At 38.7% G+C, this 5,542-nt stretch carries 5 protein-coding genes and 1 pseudogene; 5 read left to right on the forward strand and 1 reads right to left on the reverse strand.

What is annotated here, in order from left to right; all coding sequences use genetic code 11:
* Positions 1–131: 131 nt before the first annotated feature.
* Positions 132–1,727: a transposase gene (locus T357_RS21045; RefSeq protein ID WP_044916073.1), complete on the reverse strand. Its 1,596-nt coding sequence runs from the start codon at positions 1,725–1,727 to the stop codon at positions 132–134.
* A gap of 304 nt (positions 1,728–2,031) precedes the next feature.
* Here T357_RS21045 and T357_RS21930 point away from each other — a divergent pair, with 304 nt between their 5' ends.
* The 5 genes and pseudogenes from T357_RS21930 to T357_RS22280 form a co-directional block, all read left to right on the forward strand.
* The gene (locus tag T357_RS21930; protein WP_242840149.1) at positions 2,032–2,670 is read left to right on the forward strand and encodes a hypothetical protein; all 639 of its coding nucleotides are present in this window, start codon (positions 2,032–2,034) and stop codon (positions 2,668–2,670) included.
* 13 nt (positions 2,671–2,683) lie between these two features.
* Entirely contained in the window at positions 2,684–3,619 is a 936-nt protein-coding gene (locus T357_RS0118060) for a DUF4268 domain-containing protein (protein ID WP_044917390.1), read from the forward strand.
* Between the two features lie 105 nt (positions 3,620–3,724).
* Entirely contained in the window at positions 3,725–3,973 is a 249-nt protein-coding gene (locus T357_RS0118065) for a DEAD/DEAH box helicase family protein (protein WP_031555711.1), read from the forward strand.
* Positions 3,974–3,977: 4 nt separating this feature from the next.
* A complete protein-coding gene (locus T357_RS0118070; RefSeq protein ID WP_031555714.1) occupies positions 3,978–5,276 on the forward strand; it encodes a PDDEXK-like family protein in 1,299 nt (432 codons plus the stop codon).
* A 111-nt stretch (positions 5,277–5,387) separates the two neighbouring features.
* A pseudogene (locus tag T357_RS22280) lies at positions 5,388–5,542 on the forward strand (GatB/YqeY domain-containing protein); the annotation flags it as partial.

Raw genomic sequence — 5,542 nt, forward strand, 5'->3', positions numbered from 1 at the left:
TATGATGTGAGGGTCAAAAGTCCATTTTTGTGAGCAATTGACACTCAGTTATATACATTTGAACCTTGTCAACTGAATAAAACTATGAAAATCCGAGTTATGGGCTTAGGAGTAAGAGAGATTAGCCCCTATCACAGGGCAAATCCTCTGCATAATTCCTTGCCATCCATAAATCTTCTGAGTTTTTGGAAGTTTAAGGCCGCAACTTTAAAGCCGAAGAACAGTTTTGTTCTCAGCTTCCCACGTACTGGCATTGTATCCACAAGATATTTATTTCGAATGACCGATGGAACTGTTTCAACTCCGTTTCTTATCCGGCCTATCATTTTTCGAGTTTCTGGATCAAGTTCGGAGTTACGCTTTTCTGCTCTGATTGTTTTCATGGGCAGAAGCAGACTGGCAACTCTTTTACCGAGACTTGGATTACACTCTTTCTGATGAGGACATCCGTTGCAATGACAACTTGGAAGTGAAATCCTGAGTTGATCCCGGGATTCATAATAAGTGCTGTTTACTTCATGTCCTTCCGGGCATGTGAAGACAGTTTTATAATCCTCACTCATTTCGAACTTGCCAATAATCTTTTTCGGTTTTTGACCCATAAGTCCTGTTGAAAGTACTGATATGTTCTTTGTTTCAGCTAATGTACGGATCTCTTCACTGTTATATGCTCCGTCAACGATTATTGCTTCGTGTTCATTTGTAACAGGTTGTTTCTCAAGGTGCTCCTTGATGAAATCCTGATCACTGTGAATGTTTACGTCATAATCATAATCAGTGACAACAGAGCCATTGGCATTTACAGTTTCAACAATGTTTGCTACGTATCCGCGATGCTCTTTGCCGGCTTTGGAGCGATATGTTGCATCCGGATCTGACGGGTTCTGAAGAACCGAAGATCCCATACCATCGCCCTTGCTTTTAGGAATGGTATTTCCATTTTCATCTTTTTTGCACTGTTCCGAAATAGCACGAACCAGTAGCTGATAATCGGTAGTTTCTCCATAGTCCTCCTCACAAAGAGGAAGGAGTTTTGCTGCATCATCGATAACCTTTTGAAGTCTTTCGCTTTGTGGTATATCCTGTTTATAGTAGACAACCTGATTACGATTGTTAGGGTCGAGGTACTCTTCAAAACCTTTCACAAGATCATGTGCACCGTCTCTGTCGATAGTGCAAACGAGATTTGAAACGCAGGTATATATCAGTTCCAAACGGCTCATATGCTTGATGTTGGATTCAATCATCATGCTGTCCATGCGTTTGATCATCGGACTTATATCCATGAACTTACGGATCTGCTCAGCCAGGTCAGTTATGCAGGTATGGATAAGATCTTCACCGGTTACAAGTTCGTACTCATAGACTCTTTGACGGAATCTGCTGAAGCTTCGATCACTGATTGGCTGGTTTTCAAAACTTGTTGTATGGAGTGCATACTGATATCTGAAATCGCACTCACATTCTTCGAGTATCTCGTCATCTGTAAGACCATTAAGTTCTTTCAGAATCAGGCATCCAACTATTACGTTGATCGGTGCATTTGGACGGGAATTGGAGTTCTGACTGTATAACGGTGCAAAAATCATCTCATCAATTTTTGTGAAGATGTAATCCGAAAAGGGTTTAGCCCATGACTTGTTAAGTATCTGCAGCTTGCGCTGAGAAAGAAATCCAAGGGAATCAAAAAGTGATAACTGCTGACAATCATTTCTAACAAAAGACATAGGAATAACCTCAAATAGATAAAATTTATTTGCTTCTATTTTACAGCATAACCACTGATATACATAGTTTTATTCGTAGCAAAGTTCATTGTGGGAATACTTTTGACACCCACATCATTATATAACTAAAATAATTATATGTTGCATACTAAATGTACCCAACCCAATAATTGTAGCTTGTACATAGATAATTAAAACAAATAATTTGACTGGTAAATAGGTATTACTCATTTTTATTAGGTGTTTCATGTTTAGATGAATTAATCAAATTGAACATCTTTATTACATAAGAGGACTTCCATATATGAAAAGAGATTTATCACTGATATTTGAAAATAAACCTAAGCAATGGGGGCTGAGAGGTGATCCCTATCTTTGGGATGAGATGAAGGAAGCATTCAGAGGCGAATCTTTAGATATCTCATCCAGAGATTTGGCAGGTATGATTTGTCAATATTATGAGAAAGCAGTAGGTGAACCACTAAAGTATTACACAATGGTTCATGTTAAACGATTTGCCCATGGAGGAATGTCTTCCGGTTCAGTATCGGGAGAGTTCTGGATCTGCCAAGGCATCCCCACATTAATCGATAATTTCAAGAAGATAAAGTCCGGATATCCTGTTGTGACATTATGCGGAAGCACACGGTTTAAAAAAGAATTTATAGAGACACAGAAGAGGCTTACACTGGAAGGCAACATTGTTATAAGTGTAGGTCTCTTTGGGCATTCCGGAGATGATGAAGTCTGGGACGGCATGGACGAAGGAACCGTTTCCAAAACCAAGGAAATGCTCGATGACATGCATAAACGGAAAATCGATATGGCAGACTCAATATATGTCATCAATGTCGGAGGATATATCGGAGACAGCACAAGGTCTGAGATTGAATATGCTAAGCAAAATGGGAAAGAGGTTAGGTATCTGGAGCCTATAGAGTAAGGAGGATCAGATTATGGCGACAATGAAACTGGGGAAGTTGCAAGAAGTTGATATCAGAAAACTGTGGAGTCATGAACAATATGATTTCTCTGAGTGGCTGTCTAAGTCTGAAAATCTAGAACTTCTTAATGAGGCTATTGGTCTTACTTTAAGTGAAGTTGAGAAAGAGGTTTATGTCGGGGCTTATCGCTGTGATCTTGTTGGAACAGATGAGACAACCGGAGACAAGGTTATCATCGAAAACCAACTGGAAATTTCTAACCATGATCATCTAGGAAAAATCATCACTTATGCGTCAGGATTAGATGCAAAAGTTGTAGTCTGGATTGTTAAGGAAGCACGTGAGGAACATCGAAGTGCTATTGAATGGTTAAATAATAATACACCTGAAAAGCTAAGTTTTTTCTTGATAGAGATACACGCATATCAAATCGGAGATTCTTTATGTGCACCAAAATTTGAGGTGGTTGAAAAACCGAATGGCTTTATTAAAAATGCTAAAACACAATCATCCGGTTCCGGCGATTATAACAAGTCGCAAGGCGAGCGTATAGAGTTTTGGACAAGATTTAATGAAATCCTCGTAGAGAGAGGCAAGCCTTTTAACGTGCGTAAGGCGACCACAGATCACTGGTATGATATTGCTATTGGAACCAGTGATGCTCATGTGTCTCTCACATTGGTAAACAAAGATGGATATGTTGGCGTAGAGTTCTATATCAGAGATAACAAGGATCTTTTTGATAAGTTGTACGCTCAGAAAGAAGAGATAGAAAATAGGCTTGGTTTGGAGCCAGACTGGCAAAGGCTGGATGGAAAGAAATCTTCGAGGGTGCTTTATCGTATTTCGGGCTTGGATTTTAATGATCACTCGAACTATGACAGTTTGATGAATGAGATGATAGACAAAGCAGTTTTATTCGCTAATGTTTTCAAGAAATACGTTTGATTAAACTCTATGAAAGCAGCCCCCCTTAACATCAATATATGAATGAATTGCTTTGTACGGTTCGGTATTGAAATATGGCTTTAGTGATGATAAAGGATGATGATTATGAAATATGAAAACTATTATCAAGTTATAGATATCGAAAAATCAACGCCAAATAACAGAACACTTATATTACCTCATCAACAGAAAGCAGTTGAATCGCTTAAGGAGTACTTTTGTCTTACCAAAGATGTTCCGGATAGGAATGGTATGCTCATTATGCCCACCGGCAGTGGAAAGACATTCACAACAGTTCATTGGCTCATGCGTGATGCTGTAAAGAGAAACACATTGAGTAATTTTTGCAAGTAAGGGTATGGAACGATTTGAGCAACTTATTTCAGAGTGCAAGACAATTGTGAGTAAACATTTGTCCGCTACGCAAGACGGAAACAAAAAATACAACATTTATCGGATTCTGAATCTGACACAGAATGAAGTTCAGATGTGCAGGGTACTTGCTGATTTGCTAAACAATCAAGGGGAACACGGGCAGGGAGCAAAGTATCTTGGCTGCTTTGTAAGGACAGTTCTTGGGCTTGATATTTTTGATGAAGAAATTGAAGATGCTCATGTTTATAAGGAATATCCCATCACGGATGACAGGAGAATTGATATTGTTATCACATATCATGGTGGCTTTATTCCTATGGAAGTTAAGATAAATGCTGGGGATCAGAAAAGTCAGTGCTATGACTATTATCAGTTTGCAAAGAAAAGGGATAAGAATGCTTTTGTCGTATATCTGACAAAAAGCGGATACAAGCCATCTGAATATAGCTTGACCGGTAGAGCAGGTGACAGACTTCCTGAAGGTGCTGTAAAATGCATTTCATTTTCTGAGGACATTTTAAGATGGCTGGAAGACATAAAGGCTGGTTCACCGGATGAGATGCAGGTGCTGATTGATCAGTACTCAGAAGCGGTCAAGGAATTTATTAATGTAGATAATGCGGAGTACAAGATGAATCTTACAAACAAGATTTTAGCTGATTCTGATAGCCTTAGAACTTCTTTAGAGATAGCTGGTGGAGTTAATCATGCCAAAGCAGAGATTATGAAAAGGCTTTTTGAAGAGTTTGAAGCTCAGATGCAGCCTATTCTTTGTAAATATAATCTGGAGCTGGAAACAAGATCAGAATGGTTTCACTACAAATATCAGGCGACAGAAGAGTACTATACTCGCAATGAATCTTCTTATCCGGGGCTTAATTACGTTATTAAATCAGTTAACCTTGGAAGAGATTTATCTCTATGGCTGAGGATTGAGATAGACTATAAGCTTTTCGGAAGTTTATGTGTATTCGATTATGGGGCTGAGTCCAATACGGGATATGAAGTCGGAAATCAGTGTGATGTTATCTCAGATGAGCTGTGGTTAAAGCTTCGAGAGCACATTAATCTTCCGGAGAAGAAAGAAAAAGAAGGCTGGATCATAGTATGGAAGTATCTTCCAACTGGCTCGGATAGCACGATTGATGCTATAGATACGGTACCTGATTTTAAGAAGATGAATGAAGCTGCGATTGCACTTGTTGATGAAACAACACGTAAAGCTTTTGTTGGCAAGTGCATAACAGTTATAAAGGAAACGCTTTTATCGTTGGTTAAGTAATACAACGTCTAATAAGAATTGTGAAAGAGCTTGAAGAAGATTTCCTTGGTAGACATTTCTCTTTGGATGGTCAATAATCAATTAAAACTATTTAGAAAGAAGGTATTAAACATGACAAAATTTGAAACACTTCAAAAGGATATGATAGCAGCCATGAAGGCAAGAGATAAGGCTAGAAAAGATGCAATTTCTTCTCTTATATCAGATGTTAAGAAAGTGGCTATAGACTCTGGATCAAGAGACAATATAGGTGACGACCTTGTGGA

The sequence above is a fragment of the Oribacterium sp. FC2011 genome (assembly GCF_000701645.1).
Lineage (GTDB): Bacteria > Bacillota > Clostridia > Lachnospirales > Lachnospiraceae > Oribacterium.

Coding starts and splice junctions, on each gene's coding strand:
- T357_RS0118070 (WP_031555714.1), top strand. CDS start 3,978: ATGGAACGATTTGAGCAACTTATTTCAGAGTGCAAGACAATTGTGAGT.
- T357_RS0118060 (WP_044917390.1), top strand. CDS start 2,684: ATGGCGACAATGAAACTGGGGAAGTTGCAAGAAGTTGATATCAGAAAA.
- T357_RS21045 (WP_044916073.1), bottom strand. CDS start 1,727: ATGTCTTTTGTTAGAAATGATTGTCAGCAGTTATCACTTTTTGATTCC.
- T357_RS0118065 (WP_031555711.1), top strand. CDS start 3,725: ATGAAATATGAAAACTATTATCAAGTTATAGATATCGAAAAATCAACG.
- T357_RS21930 (WP_242840149.1), top strand. CDS start 2,032: ATGAAAAGAGATTTATCACTGATATTTGAAAATAAACCTAAGCAATGG.